Genomic DNA, 22,241 nt, shown 5'->3' on the forward strand with positions numbered 1-22,241 from the left:
ACCTACGTACCGAGGAGAGTCCACGATGAGCAACCCGTTCGAGAACCCTGAAGGCGTCTACTCGGTGCTGGTCAACGACGAGGACCAGCACAGCCTGTGGCCCGACTTCGCCGACGTGCCGGCGGGCTGGCACGTGGCCCATGGACCCGCCACGCGTCAGTCCTGCATGGAGTACATCGAGGCCAACTGGACGGACATGCGTCCCAAGAGCCTTCAGGAGTCGATGAAGGGCTGACATCCGCGCAACGCAAAGGGGGCCGGTCCGCGACGCGCGGACCGGCCCCTTCTTGCGAACCGTGCTCAGGCGGCGGGCTGCTCCACCTTCGTCGCCGGCTTGCCGTCGACGGCCGCCGCGAGCTGCGGAACCAGTCGCTCGATGACGTACGGCAGGCTCAGGACCGAGACGAACGACGTGGCATTGCCGTAGTCGCCGGTCTCGTGGACGAAGACCTCGCGGGCGTCCTTCACCACGCCCAGATCACGGTACGAGGCGTCCTTGTGCAGCTTCGCCGTGTCCTTGGCGACATCGCCGACGATCCACACGATCGCGTCCTGGTCGAGCAGATCGGTGCGCTCCTTGCTGATGTTCGCGCCGAACTGGTCGCCGATGGCCTTGTCCAGATCCGTCGGCAGCTTGAAGCCGAGGCCCGTCAGGATACGGGAGCGTGCGTCCTGGCTGCCGAAGACGAACATGCCTTCGTACGGGGTCGCCATCACGCCGCTCGCGTTCTTGAACTCCGGGTGCGCCGCGGCCGCGGCCGCGATCTTCGCCTCGGTGTCCGCCACCGCCTTGGCGGCCTCGTCCGACTTGCCGAGCGCGGTGCCGACCTTCTTCGTCAGCTCCTGCCACGGGATGCCGAAGTCGTTGTACTCCTTGGGCTGGGCGACGACCGGAGCGAACTTGGACAGCGTCGCGTACTGCTCCTTGGTGAGCCCGCCGTACAGCGCCAGGATCAGATCCGGCTTCAGCGCCGCGATCTTCTCCACCTGCGGTCCGGTGCCGGTGTCCTTCAGCACGGTCGGCGCCGCGGCGCCGCCCAGCTTGTCCTTGGCCCAGGGGCCGATCGCGCCGGGATAGCCGCCGAGCCATTCGGTCGTGCCGACCGGGACCTTGCCGAGTGCCAGCACGGCGTCCTGGTCGGTGAGCCCGACGGTGACGATCCGCTTCGGCTCGGCCTTGATGGTGGTGGTGCCGTACTTGTGCTGGATGCTCACCGGATAGGCCGACGAGTCCTTCTTCGCGGATCCGGCCGCGTCCGATCCGGAGTCGCTCCCGGAGCCGGAGTCACCGCCGCAGGCGGCTGTGCCGAGGAGCAGCAGGCCGGAGGCGAGCGCGGCGGCGAGCCTGGGGGCTCTGGAGGTACGGGCCATCGGTGGTCCTTCGGTTCGGGTTCCTGTACAGCGGACGTGATGTGGGGGGCGGGCTACGAGTCGGCGTTACGGGTGTCGTTGCGGGTGTCGGACCACGCCTCCCACAGGGCGGCGTAGCGCCCCCCGGCGGCCAGGAGTTCGTCGTGCGTGCCGGTTTCGACGATGCGTCCGGCGTCCATCACGACGATGCGGTCGGCACTGGCGGCCTGGGTCAGCCGGTGCGCGACGATCAGTGCGGTCCGGCCGTCCACCGCGCGGGCGGCGGCTTTCTCCAGAGCGCGGGCGCCGGTGCTTCCGGCCTCGGCGGTGGCTTCGTCGAGGACCGCGACCGGTGGGTCGGCCAGGATCAGCCGGGCCAGCGCCAGCGCCTGTGTTTGTGCGCTGGTGAGCCGGTGGCCGCCGTCGCCGACGACGGTGGCAAGTCCCTCGGGCAGTGCCTCGGCCCAGGACAGCGCGTCGACACGGTCGAGGGCTTCGCGCAGTTCGGCGTCGGTCGCCCGGGGCCGGGCGAGCCGCAGGTCGTCGGCGAGCGGGCCGGCGAAGACATGGACCTCCTGGGTGATGAGGGCGACCGTTCGTCGGGTCGCGTCGGGGCCGAGTGCGTCGAGGCCGGCGCCGCCGAGCCGCACGGCGCCAGTGGCCGGCCGGTGGATGCCCGCGATGAGCTTGGCCAGCGTGGTCTTGCCCGCGCCGCTCGCGCCGACGAGGGCGACGCGCTCGCCGGGCTTCAGGTCCAGGTCGATCTCGTGCAGGACGGGGTGGCCGGGCTGGTAGGAGTGGCCGACGCCGGTCACCGTGACGGACGCGTCGCGCGGGGTGGCGGGCCGCTCCGGCTGGACGGGCAGCGGCAGATCGGCCACGCCGACGATCCTGGCGAGACCCGCGGTCGCCTTCTGCGCGTCGTCGAGCAGGACGAGCGCGGAGTTGATGGGGGTGAACAGACTGTGGAAGTACAGGGCCGCTGCCGTTGCGGTGCCCAGTGACGCCGAACCGCCGCGTACCAGCCAGAAACCGGTGGCCAGGACCGCGGCAAGGCCGATGAACTCCCCCAGGTGGAGCCGGCAGTAGAAGCTCAGCACCAGCCGTACGCCGCGCATCGTCACATCGACCGCGGCCGCGGACCGCTGCCCGACCCGGGCGGCGTGGTCCTTCTCCAGCCGCAGCGCCCGAACGGTGGAGCTGCCTCCGATCGTGCCGAGCAGTTGCTGCTGCTGCGCGCCGGTGGCGACGCGCTGCTCGGCGTAGAGCGGCACCGCTCCTCGGAGATACCAGCGCGCGGTGTGCACCTGCACGGGTACCGCGAGCAGCGCCGCCAGCAGAAAGCGCCAGTCGAGCACGGCCAGCGCGCCCAGCGTGAGCACGATCGCCACCATGGAACGGGCCAGCTCGGGCAGCGCGTTGCGCACGGCGCCGGCGATCAGTGAGACGTCGCCGGTGACCCGCACGGTCAGATCGCCCGAGCCCGCCTTCTCCACCTGCTCCAGCGGCAGACCGAGAGCCCGCTCGACGAACCGCTCGCGCAGCTGGGCGAGTACGGACTCGCCGAGCCGGGAGACCAGGGACAGGCCGAGCCCCGTGGTGACACCCTGCGCGACGGCGACGGCGACGAGCAGGACCACGGTCAGGGTGATCGCGTCGGGCGGCCTGCGGTCGGCGACCAGGTCGACGATGCGGCCGAGCAGCGGCTGGGTCAGCAGGCCGATGGCGGTGGCGACGACGATGGTCCCGAACCCGCCGAGGGCGAGCGGCCGGTAGCCGCGCAGAACCTCGCCGACGGCGCCCCGGGTGCGGGCGGCGGTGGCGATCGGCAGCAACTGCCGTCCGGCGCCTTCGTCGTGGGCTTCAGTGCCTGCGTCGTGGGCGTCGGCGCCCATTTCGTACGTCATGAGAGCACCGCCGTACGGTAGTTCGCGCGCCGGTGGACGAGGTCGGCGTGGCCGGCCGTGTCGGTCACCCGTCCGCCTTCGACGAGCACCACCCGGTCCGTCACGGCGAGCAGCGCTGGACTGGTGGTCACCAGCACCGTCGTCCGTTCCCGCCGGGTGTCCCGGATCCCGGCGGCGATCCTCGCCTCGGTCACCGCGTCGACGGCGGTCGCCGGGTCGTGGACCACCAGGACCGGTGGATCCGCGGCCAGGGCGCGGGCCAGCGCGACACGCTGGCGCTGGCCGCCGGAGAGCGAGCGTCCTCGTTCGGTGACCGTCGATGCGACGCCGTGCGGCAGGGTCAGGGCGACCTCGTCGGCGCCCGACGCGGCCATCGCGCGGCCGATGTCGGCCGAAGGGGGCGCGGCGGCCGAGATGTTGTCGGCGAGTGTGCCTTCGAAGAGGTCCGCGTCGTGCTCGGCCACGAGGACCGCGGTACGGATGTCCGCCGGGTCGAGGGTGGCGAGGTCGACGCCGTCCAGTTCGACCGAGCCGCTCTCGGGGTCGCTCCGGCGGCTCAGGCAGCGCAGCAGTGCCTCGGCGTCGGCGGCGTCGGGTGCGACGACTCCGATCACCTCGCCCGGCCCCGCTTCGAGTTCGACGTCGATCAGCGTCCGGTACGAGACGCGGCGGAGCCGGATGTGACCTTCGACCGGCCGGGGCATCCGGCCGGGGCCCGGCAGTACGGCGGGCGGGGCGGCCAGGACGTCGGCGATCCGCGCGGCGGAGGCGCGGGCCTGTGCGTACTCGGAGTTCAGCCAGGGGAATTCGGAGAGCGGTCCGAGCAGGAACAGGGCCAGTCCGACCGCCGAGACCAACTCACCGAGGCTGATGTCCCCTTGTGCCGCCAGGCGTCCGCCCACGAGGACGACGAGGGCGATGAACACGCCGGTGAGCGTGAGGACGACGCCGTTCTGCCATGCCTGTGCCCGGGCCGCGCGCAGGGTCGCGGTCAGCGAGTCACGGCTCGTACGGCGATAGCGCGCCACCGCTGCCGATTCGGCCCCGATGCCCTTCAGTACCCGCAGTCCGGCCACGAGGTCGGCGGCGATGCCCGATGCGTGGGCGGCCCGCTCCTGTTCGGCTTCGCTGCGCCGCTCCAGCGGCTTGCTGAGCAGATGGCCCAGCCACAGCAGGAGGGGCGTGCCGAGCAGGACCACCAGTCCCAGCAGCACGGAGATCCGCAGCAAAAACAGTGCGCCGACGAACAGGGCGGTCAGGGCCGAAATCCCGAGCACCAGCGCCATGTTGACGGCGCCGACGCGTCTGGCGTCCTCGGTTGCGATGTTCGTCAGGGCGCCGGGCAGACGTCCGTCGTCGGCTCCACCCGCCGGATCCAGGATCCGCTCGACCACTTCGGTCCTGAGTTCGTGGGCGGCCACTTCGGAGGCGCGCTCGCCCGCACGGGCGCCGAAGCGGAAGCTGAAGGAGAGCCCGAGATACGCGACGGCCAAGGCCGCGATCCACAGCAGGAGTTGGCCGCCGTCGCCGCGGGAGACGGCACGGTCGATCACGTATCCGATGACGACGGGAACGAGCGCCTCGCCCGCCTGGTGCCCGGCTCCGAGCACCGAGCCGAGCGCGACGTCGCGTCGCTGCCCTCTGATCGCACGCCGCAGGACATCCCGCCCCGACAGGCCTCCAGCACCCACCGCACCCCTCCGGACCCGCCTGGCAGCACCCACGGACCAAGCACGAAAACTTAGGTAAGGCTAGACTAAGTTCGCCCTGTCGAGCTACCCCGCCGAGCAACCGGAAGCGACAACGCCTCGTCCCAGGTGACAAGTTCGTCCAGGCGGATCGTGCCGCTACAGCAGAGCCGTTGACGACTCCCGCGGATCGACACGCCTGGCTCGTCGATCAGTCGGCTGTCTCGGCCGACTCACTCGGCTCGGAGTCGTTGGCAGACGCGGACCGCTCGATGTCGTCATTGGTCGCGGCCCAACTGGCCAGCAGGTCCAGGGCCTCCTGCGAGGATGAACCGGGCTCGGCGGTATAGGTGAGGAGGCTCTGACTGGGGTCGCCCCCCAGCGGGAAGGTCTCGAACGGCAGGTCGAGGTCTCCGACGACCGGGTGGTGGAGGAGCTTCATGCCCGTGGTGTGGATACGGACGTTGTGGGCGGCCCAGCGGCGACGGAACTCCTCGCTGCGGGTGGACAGCTCCCCGATCAGGTCCGACAGTCGCCGGTCGTAGGGATCGCGGCCGACCTCGGAGCGCAGCATGGCGACCGTGTCGTTGGCGACCTTGTCCCAGTCGCGGAAGAACTCGGTCGCCTGCGGGGCGAGGAAGACGAACCTGGCGTTGTTGGGCGGCCGCGCCGGGTCGGCGTAGACCGGCGAGAACAACGCGCGCCCGAGGTGGTTGGCGGCCAGGATGTCCAGGCGCCCGCTGAGTACGAACCCGGGCGTGCCTGCCATCGAGTCGATGATGCGCTGCACCGCGGGCCGCACACGCTGCTGGGCAGGTCGGCGGCGCGTCGGACGGGTCGCGCCGGCGCCGCGCAGGAGGTCGAGCAGGTGGGCTCGCTCGGCCTCGTCGAGCTGCAGCGCTTGCGCGATGCCGTCGATGACGCTCTCGGAGACACCGGTGGCGTTGCCACGCTCCAACCGGGTGTAGTACTCGCTCGAGATGCCCGCGATAAGGGCTACCTCCTCGCGGCGCAGCCCGGTGACCCGCCGGCGGTCTCCGCCGTACACGGGCAGTCCCGCCTGCTCGGGGGTGACCCTGGCCCGTCGCGTGCCCAGGAATTCCCGGATCTCCGCTCGGAAATCACTACGGAAATCGCGATTGGCACCATAAGGGTCGTTTCTGCCTGCCATGCGCTCCACTCTACGAGCGCCTCCGCAGGGCTGGGGGTCCCTCTCAGTACCCCCTCTCATCAGGGTCTCCCGCCGTCCCGTGACAACCGGTTCTGTAGATGGTGCACCGCCGAGGCGGTGTTGCAGAGAACCAAAGAACAGGACACCCCATGGCAACGAATCTGTCCGGCACCGTCGCTCTCGTCACTGGCGCGAGCAGCGGCATCGGCGCCGCCACCGCCCGCCGGCTCGCCGAGCACGGCGCCTCCGTCGCCCTCGTGGCCCGCCGCAAGGACCGCCTGGACGACCTCACCGCCGAGATCGAGAAAGCGGGCGGCACCGCGCTGGTGGTGGAGGCGGACATCACCGACCGCGCCCAGGCCGAGGCCGCCGTAGAGCAGACCGTCGAGCACTTCGGCCGACTGGACACCCTGGTCAACAACGCCGGCCTGATGCTCCTGGGCCCCGTCGTCGACGCGGAGGTCGAGGAGTGGGAGCGCATGATCGCCGTCAACGTCCAGGGCCTGCTCTGCACCACCCGCGCCTCCCTGCCGCACCTGCCGCACCTGCCGCACCTGCCGCACCTGCCGCACCTGCTCAAGGCTGCCGAGGAGGGTCCGCGCCGGGTCGCCGACATCGTCAACATCAGCTCGATCGCGGGCCGCGTGGCGTGGAACGGATATGGCGTCTACAACCTCACCAAGTTCGGCGTGAACGGATTCACCGAGTCCCTGCGCCAGGAGGTCACCCAGCGGCACGTCCGCGTCGGTGTCCTGGAGCCGGGCGGCGTGGACACCGAGCTGGGCTCGCACAACAAGCCCGAGATCCAGGGCGCGATGATCACCCCCTTCTACGAGACGACCGAGGTCCTCGCCCCCGAGGACATCGCCGACGGCGTCGCCTACATGGTCACCCGGCCCCGCCACTCCTCCATCGGCGACCTGTGGATCATGCCCACAGACCAAGCCTGACGCCGTCTGCCCCATCCGCCGCCCGGCCACCCGCCGGGACGCCACTCACCATCACCGCACAACACCGAGTGCCGGACCACGGCACCTGAAAGGACCCCCCATGAGCAAGGTCATTCTCGTCACCGGTGCCGGACGCGGTCTGGGCACGGACATCGCCCGCGAGGCCCTCGCCACCGGCCACCAAGTCGTCGCCACCGGCCGCCGCCCCGAAGAGGTCGAGAAGACTCTGGGCGGACCGCAGGGCAACCTGCTGGTCACCAAGCTGGACGTCACCAACCTGGAGGATGCCGAGGCGGCCGCGCAGGCCGCCGTCGACCGCTTCGGCCGCATCGACGTCCTGATCAACAACGCCGGGAACTTCTTCGCCGGCTACTTCGAGGAGATCACGCCCGCGCAGATGCGCCAGCAGATCGAGACCAACCTGTTCGGACCCATGAACGTCACCCGCGCCGTCCTGCCTGTGATGCGCAAGCAGCGCGTCGGCCACATCATCACCCTCTCCTCCTCCGCCGGCATCATCGGCCAGGAGTTCTGCGTCGCCTACGCTGCCTCCAAGTTCGGCGTGGAGGGCTGGATGGAGTCGCTGCGTCACGACGTCGAGCCGTACAACATCCACACCACGGTCGTGGAGCCCGGCTTCTTCCGCACCGAGCTGCTCGTGGACGCCTCCACCACCTGGCCCCAGCCGTCCATCGAGGACTACGCCGAGCGCACCACCGCCACCATCGCGGCCTGGAAGACCATGAACGGCAGGCAGAGCGGCGACCCTGCCAAGCTCGCCGGCGCCCTGCTGACCATCGCCGACCAGGAGAAGCCGCCGCTGCGCTTCGTCGCCGGCGCCGACGCCATCGATGGCGTCGAGGCCAAGGCCAGGGAACTCCTCGCCCAGGCCCAGGCATCCCGCGAACTGGGCGGCGACCTGGCCTACGACGACACCACCGCCTGAAACGCCCTGGTCCGAGCTTTGAGCTCACACCCCGGCGGTGACTTCGGGCCGCGCATGTTCGAATCCCGGGACGAGCGCGCCGAGCAGCACCAGTAGGCCGGTGGCCGGATCGCCTCCCGCGGAGGCGCGAGCGGCAGCACCGCCCTACGGTGGTTTTGAGGGCGCCATCAAGCCGAACCAGGCGTTCCGGAGGAGGCTGCGATGAAGGAGCACTTCGTCTGGGTGACGACGCGTCGCATCAAGCCGGGCACGCTGGAGGAGTTCGAGCGGGCATGGCGCCCGGACCCGTACCCGCAGGCCCTGCGCTACGCCTATGCGTACTGGTCCGAGGACGGTCTGGAGATCACCGGAGTGTCGTTCTGGGACACCAAGGAAGCGTGCGACTCGTGGCGGGCCTCCGAGGCGGAGCGGCAGCGGCACGAGGCCATGGCGCCGTACGTCGTCGAGGAGCGGGAGGGCTTCTATCGCGGCCGCGAACTCTCCGTCCCCGTGCATTAGCCGCGGATCCTCAAGGCCCCACTCACCTTCGATGCTCGCCTCCGATCTTCCGGCGGGGGCACACTGGAGGCATGGCCCCGTAAGCCGTGAACCGAGCTGTGAGGTGGCCGATGAGCACTCTCGAAGAACAGATCGACCTCGGCGTTCCGATGGATACGGCCTGGGACTGCCTCCACCGCGTGGAGACCTATCCGCGGTTCCTGGGCGGAGTACGCGAGGCTCGCCCGGCGGGCGAGCACGGGGCGCACCTGGATGTCGACGCGGGCGGCCTGGCTCAGGAGCTCGAAGCCCAGATCTCCGATCGCGGCAAGGAAAACGTCATGGAGTGGCAGACCACGAGCGGTCCCGACCTGGCGGGAACCTTCTCACTGCTGCCCATCGACCGGGAGCACACCCGGCTCCAGGCCCGGATCGAGTACGACCCGGGTGCCGTCACGGAGGCGTTCGGCGGCCCGAAGGGGTTCGCCCAGGCGACCGCGATCGAACGGCTCGTGCGCAGTGACCTCGAGCAGTTCAAGGAGCTGGTGGAACAGGGACGGTGAGCCGTCCGCCGGCTGCTATCAGGCAAGGGCAGCGGAGGACGCCGCGGCGTCCTCGAGCCGTTGCAGCCGCTCGGTGTCGCAGATCCGCGGGCAGGTGCCGCATGCCTCGGCGGGGCGGATCGTGTAGTAGAGGCAGCAGCCGAGGCGCGTACGTGTGGTGTGCGACCGGCCGTCGGCGCCCGTCAGCCGGCGGAAGTCGGCGCCGCCGGGGAACGGCGGGACGGAGCCCGGCAGCAGCCCTTCGGCTTCGCGGACCGCGCGCGGCTCGTCGCCGAGGAGCTTGCCGAGGTGCCAGATGCCGGACACCAGATCGTCGCCGACCATCCCCCACAGCGCCCGCGGCCCACGTCGCAGCCGCGGGCCGAGCGCAGTCAGCAGCGGCCGTACGTGATCGGCGACGGCCGTACGCAACTCGGCACGCAGGGCTTCCTCGTGCGGCAGCACGCGAGCGCCCGGCAGTCCGGCCGCCGGGTCGTCGGGCAGGCAGGCGAAGCCGCCGGCAACGACCGCGTAGGCATCGGCGGTCCGGCTGACCCGGACGTCGACCGGGTGGAGCCGAGGCACGCGCCGCTCCAGATACCACGGGCCACTCATCAGCAGACAGACGGACCAGAGGTAGCCGTGCAGCGCGCGGGACGCGACGACGTCCGGCCGGGCGGTGTGCGCGTACTGATCCCGGATGCGTGCCGCCTCGGCGTCGAGGAAGGCGTCGATGAGTTCCGGACGGTACGCGAGCTCCGCGCCGTCGATCCAGCCCTGGCCGGCCGGCGAACCCGGTTTCTCGACGTCCACGTCCAGCACATCGCACAGCGCGGTGAGCCGTCGGTAGGTCGAGGCGAGCAGCGCGGCGCAGCTCACAGCGGGTCCGGCCGGTGTCAACGCCGGGGCCAGGGTCACAGGTACTCCCCAACAGCAGAGCGAAACGATCGAGGTAAGGGGAGGCTCACCTTATCCACACCGGAGACCTTCCCCGCGAACCGGGGCCGCGCGGCGGCGAATTGACAGTTTTAGGCATGGCTAACCTAAGCTCTCGGATCGTGTTCGAGAACAACCAGGCCGGGCAGATATACCTGTTGGCCCTCAATCCGACCGACTCGGTCACCGAGGGCTTTCTCCCGGCCGCGCGCCGGCTCGGACTGACCGTCACCGTGCTGACCGACCAGCCCGAAGCGCACCGCGACAGGTCGCCGGACGTCGAGGTCCTTGAGTGCGACATCCGCGACTTTCACGCCGTCATCACCCGGATCTCGACGCACCGCACTCCGAACGCGGTCTTCAGCAACAGCGACCATCTGCAGACCCAGACGGCTCTGGCCGCCGAGTACTTCGGCCTGCCCGCCAAGAGCTGGCGGGCCGCACTCCGCACCAAGGACAAGGCCGAGATGCGCCGGCATCTGGCCGCGGGCGGAGCCGACACCGTCCGGTCGGTGGAGCTTGCCGCCGGACAGGACCCCGCCACGCTGTCCTGCCTGGATGTGCCGTTCCCGTGCGTGGTCAAACCGCGCGAGGGCGTGGCCAGCGAGGACGTGATACGGGTCGACGACGCCGCGACCCTGGAGCAGCGCTGCAAGGAGATCCAGTCGCGCCGCCCGGGAGCCGCACTCGTCGTCGAGGAGTTCCTCGGCGGCGAGTTGCATACGCTCGAGACCCTCGGCGACGGTCGGCGCCTCCATGTCCTCGGCGGCTTCCACACCGAGCTCTCCCCTCCGCCGTACTTCATCGAGGAGCGGCTGACCTTCGTACCCGAACATCCCGGGCCGGTCGTCGCCCAGGTACTCGCGCAACTCGATGCGCTCGGCGTCGGGTTCGGCGCCTGCCACACCGAGTTCGTGGTGGAGGCGGGACGCGCACGCATCATCGAGGTCAACTACCGTGCCATCGGGGACCAGTGCGATCTGCTGCTCGCCGAACTGCTCGGGGTACCGCTCTTCGAGCACATCCTCCGCACGCATCTGGGCCAGCCGCTGCCCGCGGACCTGGAAGCCCGTACGGATGTGGCAGCCCGGCTCGACTATCCGTGTGCGGACCGCGAAGGTACCCTGACGGCCGCGCCCGCCGCGGTGGATCTGACGGTCGGCGATGTCCGGCTGACGTACCGTCCGGTGCGCGCGATCGGTGAGCGGCAGCCGCTCCACCACACCAATCGCGACTTCCTCGGCATCGTGCGGGCCATCGGAACCGACCAGGAGTCCGTGGACCGGGCGGTGGCCGACTTTCTCGCCGGGCAGTGCTGGGAGATCACACCGTGACGGTGACCAGCGCGGCCGAGCCGGACGCCGAAGCCGAAGCCGCGGCCGCGGCCGCCGAGGAGGATCTGCTGCTCCGCGTGCTCAGCACGCTGCTGCGCGAGGACGTCGTCGGTCTGCTGAGCCGCAGTACGCCCGTGGAACTGCCGGACGGGACATGGCTGCGCCTCGACACACCGGACGGCGACGCGCTGCTGCTGCCGGTCCGGAGCGACGGCCCGCGCGGATTCCAGTGCGAGACCACCGCCCGGCTGCCGCTCCTGCGACGCGCATCCGACGGCACGGATCTGACGACCGCGGACACCATCCTGACCGCGCTCGCATCGCTCGCCGACCCGGTGGACCGCGGCGGCTTCGACGCCTTCGCCGACGAATGCCGGCAGGCTCTGGCCGCGCTGCGAACGCACACCGCGACACACGGCGAAATCACCGCCGGGCTCGCGGAACAGCACGGCTGCGACCCGGCCCGCTGGACCGGCCTTGCCGCCTCCGCCGCCTTCGACACGCTCGCTGCCCGCCTCGACCATCCCGTCTACCCGACATCTCGCGGCCGCTCCCGCCTCACGGGCAGCCAACTGCACGCATACGCGCCCGAGTTCCACCCGCGCTTCCCCCTGCGCTGGCTCGCTCTGCCGAAGGAAGCGGTCATCGTGCGCGGCGCGGCCTCCGACGACCTGTGGCCCCTGCCTTCGTCGCTCGGTCTGCCGCGGGACCTCGACCGGGACCATCTCGCCTTCCCGGTCCATCCGTTGACCGTGGGCGAGCCGCTGCTCAATGCTCTGCGCGCCACCGGACTCGACGACCGGGCCGCGATCGCCGACCTGCCGTACCTGGACGTCGTACCGACCCTGTCGATGCGGACCGTGGCCGTCGCCGCCCACCCGGCCGTCCATCTCAAACTGCCGCTGGCCACCTCCACCCTGGGCCTGCTCAACCGCCGCACCGTCAAACCCGGCACGCTCACCGACGGCGCTGCCTGCCAGCGCCTGCTGCGGACCGTCGTCGCCCGCGAGCCCCGCTTCCAGGACACCGTCCTGCACGCGGACGAGACACACTTCGCCCATGCCGGTCATGAGCTCCTCGCCGTTCTCGTCCGCCGCTACCCGGCCGGTCTGGAGGGCAGCGTCGTCGTCCCGATGGCGGCTCTGCTGAGCCAGAGCCCCGGCGGCCGGCTGGTGCTCGACCAGCTCGCCGACCGCTTCTACGGCGGCGACCCGCTCGCTCTCCTCGACTGCGCACTCGCGCTGCTCTTCGACTGGCAGACCACCCTCTTCGCCCACGGCATCGCCCTGGAGTCCCACCAGCAGAACGTCTCGCTCGTACTGGACGAGACCGGCGGCCGCACCCGGCTGCGGCTGCTGCTCAAGGACAACGACGGCCCGCGCATCAACACCGCCCGGCTGCGCGAGACCCTGGGCGCGGACGCCCCGGACCCGGCGGAGTTCGACGACCCGCGCATCTTCAGCGACACCGACGGCCCGGCCCTCGACCTGTTCACCACCATCACCGTCCACCTGTGCGCGGGCGCGTACGCCTTCGCTCTCGCCCGGCACGGCCGCGCCCCGCTCGACCGACTGCTCACCCTCGTACGCGACCGGCTCGACGAGGCCTTCGAACGGCTCGGCACCCGCCCCGGCGGTCCCGGTGCCCTCCTGCGTGCGCACGTCCTTCAGGCCCCGCGGCTTCCCGTCAAGGCGATGGTCACGGCCGGCACGCTGCTCACCAAGGCCCGATCGGGAGCGTCCGACATCAACAAGCACTACGTCACCGGCCCCAACTATCTGCTGCCGGGAGCGTGACGGGCGATGACCAGCACCAGCCCCGGCCGTCCGGCTCAGGTGCCGGAGCCGTTGAACGGGCTGCCCACCGCCGACCACGCCGTCACGCACACGCTCCTCAACTGCCTGCTCCGCGAGGTGACAGGACCCGAGCACCAGACCGCCGTCATCGACGGCAATCTGCTGCTGCGGCTGCCGCGCCGCGGCGTACTGCTCCGGGTTGCCCTGCGCCGCAGGTCCCTGCTCGGCGCGCACCGCTTCACCGGTCCGGTCAGCGAGGAGTCGGACGGTGGCCGGCGGGAGGTCGGCTGGCGGAAGCTCGCCGAGTACACGCATGCCGAGCTGTCGCTGCGTACCGGCGCCCGCAACGACGAGTTCCTGGCCCAGATCACCGCGAGCCACCAGGGTGTGTCCGCCGCCCTCGCCGTGCACGCGCACCGGCCTCAGACCATGGACGGAGACCGGCTCGCCACCTACCTCGCGTCCGAGCAGTCCCTCGTACTGGGGCACCGCTTCCACCCGACACCCAAGGCACACGGCGCCGACCCCGCCACCTGGTCCGCGTACGCGCCGGAGGCCGGAGCCGCGTTTCCGCTGCGGCTGCTCGCCGTACGCGAGCACCTGATCGCCGAGGAGTCCGTCGAGCCCGGCGCCACCGGCCCGCTGGACCGGCTGCGGGCGGTGCCGGAGGGATTCAAGCTGCTGCCCGCGCACCCGTGGCAGTACGAACTGCTGCGCCGACGACCGGCGTTGCGGGCCGCCATGGGCCGCGGCGACATCCTCGACCTCGGCCCGGGCCGTACGCATTTCACGCCCACGGCCTCCGTACGGACGCTGTACGACGGCGACACCTTCCTGAAGTTCAGCCTCAATGTCCGCATCACCAACTGCATACGGAAGAACGCCCACTACGAGCTCTCGGGCGCGGTCGCTCTCACCAGGATCCTCGGCCCGGCCTTCGCCGATCTCGCCGCCCGCTTCCCCGGCGCCGGAATGCTCCGCGAACCCGCCTACCGCAGCCTCGCCCTGCCCGGCCCGGACGGCCGGCCGGATCTCGCACTCCTCGAGGGCTTCGGTGTGATCGTCCGCGAAGGGCTCGACCGGCACCTTCTCCCTCGTACCACTCCCCTGCTCGCCGCCGCCGTGGCCGACGAGTACCCGACAGGTCCCGCCCATATGTCCCGGCTGCTGGCCGGTGCGGATCCGGCGACGGCCCTCGGCTGGTGGCGGCACTATCTCCGCCTGCTCGTCCCGCCGGTGCTGGCCGCGTACTTCGACCACGGGCTGGTCCTTGAACCGCATCTGCAGAACGTGCTCCTCGGCGTGGACCCCGGCGGCATGCCGGCTCAAGTCCTCTTCCGCGACCTGGAGGGCACCAAGCTCCTCGCCGAGCACCACGCCGAGGCACTCGCCGCGCTCCCTCCGTCGGTCGCGGGCCCGCTGACGTACGACGCCGGGCGCGGCTGGGACCGGGTCGTGTACTGCCTCCTGGTGAACCACATCGCCGAGATGCTCGCCGCCCTCGCCGATCTCCATCCGCAGACCGAGCCGGCGCTGTGGTCGCAGGTGCGCCGCACGATTCAGGAGTACGCCGACGAGCACGGCTGCCCGCCGCGGCTGAGCGCCCTGCTGGCCGGCGTGCCACTGCCCGCCAAGGCCAATCTGCTGGCGCGCTGGGACCGCACGGCCGATCGTGACGCCGGTTATGTCCGGCTGCCTTCACCGCTCGCCGAGGACGTGCTGTCCGGAGCAAGCCACGCCGACACCGAAGCAGACCGGAGTGCCCCATGACCACACCGACCGCCGCGGTGCGCGAGCTCGCGCTGTCGCTGCCCGCCGACCGGCTGCCCGCGTACCTGTACGACCTCGAAGCGCTGCGCGGGCACGCCGCCTTCGTCCGTGCCGCGCTGCCCGAGCGCGTCGAGCTGTATTACGCGGCCAAGGCCAATCCGGAAGCCGAGATCCTCACCGCTCTCGCTCCGTATGTCGACGGCTACGAGGTCTCGTCGGGCGGCGAGCTCGCCCATGTCAGAAAGACGGTCCCGGACCGGCCGCCGGCCTTCGGCGGCCCCGGCAAGACACCCGCCGAGATCGAGTCGGCGCTGCGGCTGGGCGTGGAGCGTTTCCATGTGGAGAGCGCGTACGAGCTCCACATGCTGGCGGACCTCGCCGCCCGCTCGGCGCCCGGCGCCCGGGTCCCGGTACTGCTCCGCTTCAATCTGCCGCTCGCCGAGGGCTCCTTGGCGGCCAGCGCGCTGGCCATGGGCGGGCGGCCGACACCGTTCGGCCTGGACCCGTCCCAGGCGGACGACATGGTCCGCCTGCTCACCGACGGCACATGTCCGCAGCTGGAACTGGCGGGCATCCACGCCCATCTGGCCAGCGGCCTGGCGGCGGCCGAGCAGCTCGCCGTGGCCGAGTCGGTGGTGACCTGGGCGTCGGACCTCGCCGCGCGTCACCGAGTCGCGCTGCACGAGGTGAACGTCGGCGGCGGGATGACGGTGGACTACGCGCGGCCCGACGTCCGTTTCGACTGGACCGCGTACGGCGCGGGCCTGGCCCGTCTCACCGCCGCCCACCCGGACCTGCTGCTGCGTATCGAACCGGGCCGCGCGCTGACGGCGTACTGCGGCTGGTACGCCACGGAGGTGCTGGACGTGAAGCACAGCCACGGCGAGGACTTCGCGGTCGTCCGCGGCGGCACGCACCACTTGCGTACTCCGGCGACGAAGGGCCACGACCAGCCGTGCGCCGTCCTGCCGGTGGAAGGCTGGCCCCACTCGTGGCCGCGGTCCACGGCCCGGAAGGGCCCGGTCACGCTGACCGGCCAGCTGTGCACGCCCAAGGACGTGCTGGCCCGCCGCGTCCCGGTCGCCGGTCTGCGGGCGGGAGACCGAGTGGTGTTCGGGCTGGCCGGTGCGTACGCGTGGAACATCTCGCACCACGACTTCCTGATGCACCCGAGGCCGGGTTTTCACTTCCTGGACGCCCGGACGTAGCCGACGGGCACGACGAATGCCCGTCAGCCGTGCTGACGGGCATTCGTAGGGGTGGTGCGTTCCGCCGGCTCGGGAGAGAGCGGTTCTCACCGGCCGGCGGAAGAACCTCAGTAGGCCGGGGCCAGCTTCGGGTTCGGGCCGTGCGCGTTCTGCTCCGCCTTGCCCTCGCTCGCGAGGAAGACGATCAGGATGATGAAGCCGACGAGCGGGACGGCGCCGATGAGGATCCACCAGCCCGAGCGGTCGGTGTCGTGCAGGCGGCGGACGGTGACGCCGAGGGCGGGGAGGAGCACGAGAAGGCTGTAGACGGCGCCGAGGATCGGGCTGGTGCCCGCAACGTTGTCGACGATCGACAGCACGATGCTGATGACGACGTTGAACAGCGCGAACATCCAGTACTCCTGGCGACGCGCACGCCCGCTGAACACCGCGTACTTCTTCAGAACATCTACGTACCAGTTCATGCGTCCCCCAAGGTTCGCGACAGGGTTGGCCCGTCCCTCGTGGACGCGGCCAGGGGCAGAACGTAGTGGCTTGATCTGTGCGGGTCAATTCGTTACCTGAAGTGGGGCGATGCCGACCAGGAGTCGGGATCCGGCCGTCGGCCCCGGAGGCCGGTGCGAGGCGCTGACCGGTGCCGGATTCGGGGTCGTGGAGCTGTGCCGTACACGGGGTCGCCACGCCCCGGCCGTGCAGCCGGCGTGCGCACTGTTCTCCGCCGTCCTCAGCTGCGTTCATGCTGCGTTCGGTTCACCGTTCGAGGCTCAACGGTCGGCACTCCCACGGCAGTTGAACGAAGGGCTTCACCGTGAAGGACAAGAGAACCGAAGGCTCCGAGAATTCCGTGGACTCCGAGGACTCGGCGATGTCGCGGCGCCGGCTGGTCAAGTACGCCGGCGTCGGGGCGACGCTGGCCGCCGCCAGTCCGCTGGTGGGCGGCGGCCCGGCATGGGCCGACGAGGATGACGATCGCGGGCACAAAAAGTCCGGCGACTCCCGCCATCGCGTGTGGCGCGCCGGCGATCACCATGTGCACTCGGAGTACAGCGGCTCGTTCGACACGACGAAGAACCCGCCGACGTTCCAAAAGGGCGCCGACGCCGTCTACCCGATCGTCACCAACGCGATCATGGCCAAGCACTTCGGCCTCAGCTGGGCGATGTGCACCGACCACGGCGGTCCGACACACTCGAAGGTGAACCTCGAGCAGGCCTACCCCGATCTCCTGCGCTCGCGCGTACTCGTGCCGGAGGTCCTCCAGTTCTGGGGGATGGAGTTCGACGCCCCGGCTCTGGACCACCACACGCTGATGATTCCTCACCACCGCGACGAGGCACAGCAGTTGTTCGAGCTGGAGAGCCGCTTCGCCAAGCACGACGCCTTCCCCGCCGATCCCGGCCGCGACACCGAGGCCAAGATGGTCGAGTTCCTGAAGGCCGCGAAGGACATGCGGCGCAAGCCGCTGGTGATCGCCCACCACACCTCGCGGTCCGCGCCAGGCCTCGGCGTCTACGGGCAGGACACTCCGCGGGAGTTCCGCAACGGCAACAACGCCGCACCGGAGATCTACGTCGGCTTCGAGGGAGCTCCCGGCCACCAGGCGGGCCCGCTCAACGGAGGCAAGCGCGGTGCGTACGGCAACTACCCGACCCACGGCGGTTTCGACCAGATGACGGCTCGCGTCGGCGGGCTCTGGGATTCGCTGCTCGGCGAGGGCCGGCGCTGGTGGATCACCGCAACCTCGGACTCGCACGTGCACTGGACGCGCGGCGGATCCGACTTCTGGCCGGGCGAGTACAGCAAGACCCACGTACTGGCCAGGCAGGACTACGCCGACATCATGGACGGGCTGCGCAACGGTCGGATCTGGGTCGGGACCGGGGATCTGATCACCAGCCTCGACCTCACGGCGAGCAACCACGGCCGGGACGCCGCCATGGGTGAGACGCTCACCGTGAGCGGCCGCAACCGCACCGACGTCGACATCGAGATCAGGTTCCGGCCGCTGGAGGGCAAGAACGCCAACGGTGACCGTCCGCAGGTCCGGCGGGTCGACCTGATCGTCGGCAGGATCACCGGCCCGAGCGCCGACCTCGACGCCGACACCAACCCGACCACGAAGGTGGTGGCTCGGTTCGGCCCGCGCGACTGGCGCAAGCAGGGGAAGGAATACGTCATCCGGCACACCGTGCGTGACGTGGACGGCGACCTCTACGCCCGCGTGCGCGGCACGAGCACCGACGAGGCCGAGCCGCTTGCCGACGGCCAGGAGAGCCCCTGGGACGATCTGTGGTTCTACTCGAATCCCGTTTTCGTCAAGTTCCGCCAGGCCTGAGAAGGCGCAGTCTCACGGCTGTTGGGGCCCGCGATCATGCGGGCCCCTTTTGGCTATACCGTTTGGCCATGTCCGCGTTCATACAGCAACTGCCCGCCCTGATCGGCGTGCTGGTCGGAGCTCTCGGCTCGTACTTGGCCATCACACGCGGTGACAGGGCCCGCTTCCAACGGGAACAGGCGGCTCGTTGGGAGGAGCGGCGGCTGGCGACGTACGCCGAATACGCCAGGGTGCTGAAGAAGTCCGTGACCCTGACGTTCCGGACCGCCGCGCACCTCGGCAACGACCCGCACCCGCATCCCCTGTCCCCCGAGGAAGCTGCCGCTCACGTCGCGAAGGCCAATGAGGCGCGCGATCCGGCGGGAGAGGCCCTGCTGATGCTCGGCACCCCGGATGTGGTGGAGAAGGCGCGCGCGTGGGTCGTCATCGTCCTTGAGATGGAACAGTTCGTGCGCGGGCAGACACACGATCCAGAGGCGTGGTCGGCGCTGCTGAAGAAACAACGCGCCGCGCGGGAAGGCTATTACGCGGCGGTGCGGCGCGATCTGGCGCTTCCCCCGGGCCATTCGGGCGAGTGGCGGCTGCCACCGGCCCAGAACACCACGCCACCGACTGCCGGGCCCTGAACCTCGCGGTCGAGCAGCCGCCGGGCGCCCGAGCGCTATTGCCGGCCGTGGTCCGCGAGCGCCGCCGCGGTGGCGCGTACGAAGGCCTGCGGATTGTCCAGCATGATGTTGTGCCCGGTGTCCGGTATGGAGACGACGGACACGCCTGCTTCGGTGAGTGCGTCGGCGCCCGGGAGCGGACCGGCGGCCTCGGGCAGCAGGAAGGTGCGGGGAATCCTCAGGTCCAGGAGGAGTTCGCGCATGGCGGGATCGCTCCCGCGGATGAGGTGGGTGGCGCTGCAGTGGAGGGCTTCCCGGCCGGCCAGGCGCATGGTGGACCACCAGTGAGCGCCCACCCGGTCGCGGACCTCTTCCCAGCCGCCTGCCAGGAACTCCTGCTCGGAGTACGCGGCGATCCCGCTGCTGCCACTGGTGCCGGGAGCGCGCGGGATCGGGTCGAGGTTGGCGTCGATCAGGACCAGGCGTGAGACCAGATGAGGGTGGCGGGCGGCCAGGACGATGGCCACAGAGCCGCCCATGCTGTGCGCGATCAGCTCGGCGCCGGTGACACCCGCGGCGGCAAAGGCTTCGGCGAGGGCATCGGCGTGCGATTCCAGGGTGTAGCCGAAGCCCGTCGGCCGGTCGCTGATTCCGTGCCCGAGCATGTCGATCAGCAGCGAACGGTGGCCGGCCAGCAGAGGATGGACCGCGACCTCGGCGAAGTAGGCGGGCGAAGTCGCGCCCAGACCATGCACGTAGACGCGGGACGGCTCCCGGCCCGGCAGCTCGACCCAGCGGATCTGGTCACCGTCGGCCGTCACAGTTGCGGTACGCACAGTCTGCTCCCCTGCAGTCAAGATCAGTGGTGGGACGAGAGTAACGACAGAGCTCAGCGCGTCACCGCCGGGCCCGGCACCGCCGCCCGCCCGACGAGTTCGGCGGATCTGCCGAGCTATCAGGTCAGGCGTCCCGGACTATTGACTCCGCGTGTGACAGTGACGATTCTCGTCAGCATCTCCTGCACAGGCCATGACAATTCATCGGGCGGACACGCCCCGGACAGCATCGGCGCCTCACCCCCCACCGTCCACTCACCGAAGGCATGAGTGATGCCATGACTCGACGCTCGCACCTCCAACGCAGGCCGGTTACGGTTCTGTCGTTGCTCCTCATCGTGGTGGCCATGGTCCTCGGCACCGGGCCCAGTTCCTCGGCACTGTCCGAGTCCGACTGGTGGAACCCGGCCGCGCGGCCCGCGCCCGACTCCCAGATCAATGTCTCCGGCGAGCCCTTCAAGGGGACCGACTCTCAGGGACAGGTACGGGGCTTCGTCGACGCGCACAACCACCTGATGTCCAACGAGGCATTCGGCGGCCGGCTCATCTGCGGCAAGACGTTCTCCGAACTCGGCGTCGCCGACGCGCTCAAGGACTGTCCCGAGCACTACCCCGACGGCTCGCTCGCGATCTTCGACTTCATCACCAAAGGCGGCGACGGCAAGCACGACCCCAATGGATGGCCGACGTTCAAGGACTGGCCGGCCCATGACTCGCTGACCCACCAGCAGAACTACTACGCCTGGGTCGAACGGGCCTGGCGCGGCGGTCAGCGGGTGCTCGTCAACGACCTCGTCACCAACGGCGTCATCTGCTCGGTCTACTTCTTCAAGGACCGCAGCTGCGACGAGATGACCTCCATCCGCCTGCAGGCGCAGAAGACGTACGACATGCAGGCCTTCATCGACAAGATGTACGGCGGCCCGGGCAAGGGCTGGTTCAGGATCGTCACCGACAGCGCGCAGGCCCGTGAAGTCATCAAGCAGGGCAAGCTGGCCGTCGTGCTGGGCGTGGAGACCTCCGAGCCGTTCGGCTGCAAACAGATCCTGGACATCGCGCAGTGCGGCAAGGACGACATCGACCGTGGTCTGGACGAGCTGCACAAGCTCGGCGTGCGCAGCATGTTCCTGTGCCACAAGTTCGACAACGCCCTCTGCGGCGTCCGGTTCGACTCCGGCACGCTCGGCACGGCCATCAACGTCGGCCAGTTCCTGTCGACCGGCACGTTCTGGAAGACGGAGAAGTGCACCGGCCCGCAGCACGACAACCCCATCGGCCTCGCCGCGGCGCCTCAGGCGGAGAAGGAACTGCCGCCCGGTGTGAAGGTCCCGTCGTACGCCGCGGACGCGCAGTGCAACACCCGCGGTCTCACCGAGCTCGGTGAGTACGCCGTGCGCGGCATGATGAAACGCAAGATGATGCTGGAGATCGACCACATGAGCGTCAAGGCCGCGGGCCGGGCCTTCGACATCTTCGAGTCCGAGTCGTACCCAGGTGTGATCTCCTCGCACAGCTGGATGGACCTCAACTGGACCGAGCGGGTCTACCGTCTCGGCGGCTTCATCGCCCAGTACATGCACGGCTCCGAGGGCTTCATCTCCGAGGCGAACCGCACGAAGGCACTGCGCGACAAGTACAACGTCGGTTACGGCTACGGCACCGACATGAACGGCGTCGGCGGCTGGCCGGGCCCCCGCGGCGCGGACACCACCAACCCGGTGAAGTACCCCTTCCGCAGCGCGGACGGAACCGCCGTGCTCGACAAGCAGACCACCGGCCAGCGCACTTGGGACATCAACACCGACGGCGCCGCGCACTACGGTCTCGTCCCGGACTGGCTGGAGGACATACGGGTCGTCGGCGGCAAGGGTGTCGTGGACGACCTGTTCCGGGGCGCCGAGTCCTACCTCGACACATGGGGGGCGTCCGAGAACCACAAGGCAGGGGTGAACCTCGCTGCGGGCTCGTCCGCATCGGCCAGTTCGTCGGAGTGGAACCCGTTCACGAGTTACGCACCCGGCAGGGCCGTCGACGGCAGGGCGGACACCCGCTGGGCGAGCGACTGGAGCAACGACCAGTGGCTCCGTATCGATCTCGGGTCCCCGGGCCTGATCAAGCGCGTCACCCTCGACTGGGAGCGCGCGTACGCGAAGTCGTACCGCATCGAGGTCTCCACCGACGGCACGAACTGGCAGTCCGTCTGGTCCACGACCGCCGGTGACGGCGGCCTGGACACGGCGCAGTTCACCGGAACATCAGCCCGCTATGTGCGCGTCCACGGGCTGGAGCGCGGCACGGACTGGGGCTATTCGCTCCAGGAAGTCGGCGTCTACGTAAGCTGACACCACCGATGGAGTGTTCAAGGGCCGGGGCCGGCCGGATCAGCTCTC

The 22,241-nt window shown here is 70.2% G+C and carries 19 protein-coding genes; 12 read left to right on the forward strand and 7 right to left on the reverse strand.

Features of this window, described 5'->3' with window-relative positions; all coding sequences use genetic code 11:
- Positions 1 to 25 precede the first annotated feature (25 nt).
- Positions 26 to 235, forward strand: coding sequence for an MbtH family protein (locus ACH4YL_RS13975; RefSeq protein WP_398507535.1), 210 nt, complete (start codon positions 26 to 28; stop codon positions 233 to 235).
- A gap of 65 nt (positions 236 to 300) precedes the next feature.
- Here the strand turns inward: ACH4YL_RS13975 and ACH4YL_RS13980 are convergent, their stop codons facing one another.
- The 4 genes from ACH4YL_RS13980 to ACH4YL_RS13995 form a co-directional block, all read right to left on the reverse strand.
- Positions 301 to 1,371 (reverse strand): iron-siderophore ABC transporter substrate-binding protein, encoded by a 1,071-nt coding sequence (locus ACH4YL_RS13980; RefSeq protein ID WP_398507536.1) that lies wholly within the window; start codon positions 1,369 to 1,371, stop codon positions 301 to 303.
- 53 nt (positions 1,372 to 1,424) lie between these two features.
- Positions 1,425 to 3,257, reverse strand: a complete 1,833-nt coding sequence (locus ACH4YL_RS13985) for an ABC transporter ATP-binding protein (RefSeq protein ID WP_398507537.1) — start codon at positions 3,255 to 3,257, stop codon at positions 1,425 to 1,427.
- A complete protein-coding gene (locus ACH4YL_RS13990; protein ID WP_398507538.1) occupies positions 3,254 to 4,948 on the reverse strand; it encodes an ABC transporter ATP-binding protein in 1,695 nt (564 codons plus the stop codon). Before ACH4YL_RS13990 ends, ACH4YL_RS13985 begins: the two co-directional genes overlap by 4 nt.
- Positions 4,949 to 5,156: 208 nt before the next feature.
- On the reverse strand, positions 5,157 to 6,116 hold the full coding sequence (locus tag ACH4YL_RS13995) for a helix-turn-helix transcriptional regulator (protein ID WP_398507539.1): 960 nt from the start codon (positions 6,114 to 6,116) through the stop codon (positions 5,157 to 5,159).
- A 149-nt stretch (positions 6,117 to 6,265) separates the two neighbouring features.
- Between ACH4YL_RS13995 and ACH4YL_RS14000 the strand changes: the two genes are divergently transcribed.
- The 4 genes from ACH4YL_RS14000 (at position 6,266) to ACH4YL_RS14015 (ending at position 9,052) form a co-directional block, all read left to right on the forward strand.
- Positions 6,266 to 7,066, forward strand: a complete 801-nt coding sequence (locus tag ACH4YL_RS14000; protein WP_398507540.1) for an SDR family NAD(P)-dependent oxidoreductase — start codon at positions 6,266 to 6,268, stop codon at positions 7,064 to 7,066.
- Between the two features lie 100 nt (positions 7,067 to 7,166).
- On the forward strand, positions 7,167 to 8,012 hold the full coding sequence (locus ACH4YL_RS14005) for an SDR family oxidoreductase (RefSeq protein WP_398507541.1): 846 nt from the start codon (positions 7,167 to 7,169) through the stop codon (positions 8,010 to 8,012).
- 201 nt (positions 8,013 to 8,213) lie between these two features.
- Positions 8,214 to 8,510, forward strand: coding sequence for a hypothetical protein (locus tag ACH4YL_RS14010; protein ID WP_398507542.1), 297 nt, complete (start codon positions 8,214 to 8,216; stop codon positions 8,508 to 8,510).
- A 110-nt stretch (positions 8,511 to 8,620) separates the two neighbouring features.
- Entirely contained in the window at positions 8,621 to 9,052 is a 432-nt protein-coding gene (locus tag ACH4YL_RS14015) for an SRPBCC family protein (RefSeq protein WP_398507543.1), read from the forward strand.
- A gap of 18 nt (positions 9,053 to 9,070) precedes the next feature.
- Here ACH4YL_RS14015 and ACH4YL_RS14020 read toward each other — a convergent pair whose 3' ends face one another.
- Positions 9,071 to 9,949 (reverse strand): (2Fe-2S)-binding protein, encoded by an 879-nt coding sequence (locus ACH4YL_RS14020; protein ID WP_398507544.1) that lies wholly within the window; start codon positions 9,947 to 9,949, stop codon positions 9,071 to 9,073.
- A gap of 140 nt (positions 9,950 to 10,089) precedes the next feature.
- On the opposite strand from ACH4YL_RS14020, the gene ACH4YL_RS14025 reads away from it, so the two are divergent.
- The 4 genes from ACH4YL_RS14025 to ACH4YL_RS14040 are packed head-to-tail and all read left to right on the forward strand — an operon-like array spanning position 10,090 to position 16,075.
- On the forward strand, positions 10,090 to 11,301 hold the full coding sequence (locus tag ACH4YL_RS14025) for an acetyl-CoA carboxylase biotin carboxylase subunit family protein (protein WP_398507545.1): 1,212 nt from the start codon (positions 10,090 to 10,092) through the stop codon (positions 11,299 to 11,301).
- A complete protein-coding gene (locus ACH4YL_RS14030) occupies positions 11,298 to 13,097 on the forward strand; it encodes an IucA/IucC family protein (protein WP_398507546.1) in 1,800 nt (599 codons plus the stop codon). The genes ACH4YL_RS14025 and ACH4YL_RS14030 overlap by 4 nt, the downstream gene beginning before the upstream one ends.
- Positions 13,098 to 13,103: 6 nt before the next feature.
- Positions 13,104 to 14,867, forward strand: a complete 1,764-nt coding sequence (locus ACH4YL_RS14035) for an IucA/IucC family protein (protein ID WP_398507547.1) — start codon at positions 13,104 to 13,106, stop codon at positions 14,865 to 14,867.
- A complete protein-coding gene (locus tag ACH4YL_RS14040; RefSeq protein WP_398507548.1) occupies positions 14,864 to 16,075 on the forward strand; it encodes a type III PLP-dependent enzyme in 1,212 nt (403 codons plus the stop codon). Before ACH4YL_RS14035 ends, ACH4YL_RS14040 begins: the two co-directional genes overlap by 4 nt.
- Before the next feature lie 107 nt (positions 16,076 to 16,182).
- On the opposite strand, the gene ACH4YL_RS14045 is transcribed toward ACH4YL_RS14040, so the two are convergent.
- Positions 16,183 to 16,539: a DUF805 domain-containing protein gene (locus tag ACH4YL_RS14045; RefSeq protein ID WP_398507549.1), complete on the reverse strand. Its 357-nt coding sequence runs from the start codon at positions 16,537 to 16,539 to the stop codon at positions 16,183 to 16,185.
- Positions 16,540 to 16,883: 344 nt separating this feature from the next.
- Between ACH4YL_RS14045 and ACH4YL_RS14050 the strand changes: the two genes are divergently transcribed.
- On the forward strand, positions 16,884 to 18,410 hold the full coding sequence (locus ACH4YL_RS14050) for a phosphoesterase (RefSeq protein WP_398507550.1): 1,527 nt from the start codon (positions 16,884 to 16,886) through the stop codon (positions 18,408 to 18,410).
- Between the two features lie 68 nt (positions 18,411 to 18,478).
- The gene (locus ACH4YL_RS14055; protein ID WP_398507551.1) at positions 18,479 to 19,036 is read left to right on the forward strand and encodes a hypothetical protein; all 558 of its coding nucleotides are present in this window, start codon (positions 18,479 to 18,481) and stop codon (positions 19,034 to 19,036) included.
- Positions 19,037 to 19,071: 35 nt separating this feature from the next.
- Here ACH4YL_RS14055 and ACH4YL_RS14060 read toward each other — a convergent pair whose 3' ends face one another.
- Positions 19,072 to 19,851 (reverse strand): alpha/beta fold hydrolase, encoded by a 780-nt coding sequence (locus ACH4YL_RS14060; protein ID WP_398507552.1) that lies wholly within the window; start codon positions 19,849 to 19,851, stop codon positions 19,072 to 19,074.
- A 278-nt stretch (positions 19,852 to 20,129) separates the two neighbouring features.
- Here ACH4YL_RS14060 and ACH4YL_RS14065 point away from each other — a divergent pair, with 278 nt between their 5' ends.
- On the forward strand, positions 20,130 to 22,193 hold the full coding sequence (locus ACH4YL_RS14065; protein WP_398507553.1) for a discoidin domain-containing protein: 2,064 nt from the start codon (positions 20,130 to 20,132) through the stop codon (positions 22,191 to 22,193).
- Positions 22,194 to 22,241: the final 48 nt, after the last annotated feature.

Source organism: Streptomyces sp. NPDC020681 (genome assembly GCF_044334895.1).
Classification (GTDB): Bacteria; Actinomycetota; Actinomycetes; order Streptomycetales; family Streptomycetaceae; genus Streptomyces.

Excerpts from the sequence above, each read along its gene's own strand:
- ACH4YL_RS13975 (WP_398507535.1), top strand. The coding sequence starts at position 26 with ATGAGCAACCCGTTCGAGAACCCTGAAGGCGTCTACTCGGTGCTGGTC.
- ACH4YL_RS13980 (WP_398507536.1), bottom strand. The coding sequence starts at position 1,371 with ATGGCCCGTACCTCCAGAGCCCCCAGGCTCGCCGCCGCGCTCGCCTCC.
- ACH4YL_RS13985 (WP_398507537.1), bottom strand. The coding sequence starts at position 3,257 with ATGACGTACGAAATGGGCGCCGACGCCCACGACGCAGGCACTGAAGCC.
- ACH4YL_RS13995 (WP_398507539.1), bottom strand. The coding sequence starts at position 6,116 with ATGGCAGGCAGAAACGACCCTTATGGTGCCAATCGCGATTTCCGTAGT.
- ACH4YL_RS14000 (WP_398507540.1), top strand. The coding sequence starts at position 6,266 with ATGGCAACGAATCTGTCCGGCACCGTCGCTCTCGTCACTGGCGCGAGC.
- ACH4YL_RS14005 (WP_398507541.1), top strand. The coding sequence starts at position 7,167 with ATGAGCAAGGTCATTCTCGTCACCGGTGCCGGACGCGGTCTGGGCACG.
- ACH4YL_RS14010 (WP_398507542.1), top strand. The coding sequence starts at position 8,214 with ATGAAGGAGCACTTCGTCTGGGTGACGACGCGTCGCATCAAGCCGGGC.
- ACH4YL_RS14015 (WP_398507543.1), top strand. The coding sequence starts at position 8,621 with ATGAGCACTCTCGAAGAACAGATCGACCTCGGCGTTCCGATGGATACG.
- ACH4YL_RS14035 (WP_398507547.1), top strand. The coding sequence starts at position 13,104 with ATGACCAGCACCAGCCCCGGCCGTCCGGCTCAGGTGCCGGAGCCGTTG.
- ACH4YL_RS14040 (WP_398507548.1), top strand. The coding sequence starts at position 14,864 with ATGACCACACCGACCGCCGCGGTGCGCGAGCTCGCGCTGTCGCTGCCC.
- ACH4YL_RS14045 (WP_398507549.1), bottom strand. The coding sequence starts at position 16,539 with ATGAACTGGTACGTAGATGTTCTGAAGAAGTACGCGGTGTTCAGCGGG.
- ACH4YL_RS14055 (WP_398507551.1), top strand. The coding sequence starts at position 18,479 with ATGTCCGCGTTCATACAGCAACTGCCCGCCCTGATCGGCGTGCTGGTC.
- ACH4YL_RS14065 (WP_398507553.1), top strand. The coding sequence starts at position 20,130 with ATGACTCGACGCTCGCACCTCCAACGCAGGCCGGTTACGGTTCTGTCG.